This window comes from Pseudomonas sp. HY2-MNA-CIBAN-0224 (genome assembly GCF_040310285.1).
GTDB lineage: Bacteria > Pseudomonadota > Gammaproteobacteria > Pseudomonadales > Pseudomonadaceae > Aquipseudomonas > Aquipseudomonas helleri.
Genome location: NZ_JBEOPQ010000282.1, coordinates 1 through 342 on the forward strand (window position 1 = coordinate 1; position 342 = coordinate 342).

1 pseudogene is annotated in these 342 nt (G+C 37.1%); it reads right to left on the reverse strand.

Features of this window, described 5'->3' with window-relative positions:
* Positions 1-153: 153 nt before the first annotated feature.
* Positions 154-342 (reverse strand): annotated as a pseudogene (locus AAEZ03_RS26405) (hypothetical protein); the annotation flags it as partial.

Sequence of the window (342 nt, forward strand, 5' to 3'; positions counted from 1 at the left end):
GTATTGCTTTGGAGTATCATCTAAATGACGTTGATAAATCAATAAGCTCATACTATTCCCCGTTTAAAATTCAAGCCTTTCAAACTTTATATGCTTAGGCTATTTTGCTATTAATAAAAGCCATTAGCACTATTAAGAGCCATTAGAAAACCATTAAAAAATACGCTTATCATCGACAGGCTTTGCAAACTTACTAATATTGGCTTCGATATTTTTAGCAATGTTTAGATAGTACGGCGCAAACTCATCATCTGCCAAAACACTTGGTTCACCTTTATCTCCTTGTGCACGAATACCACTGGCAAGCGGCAGTTGTCCCAATAGCGGCACATGGTATTGCTC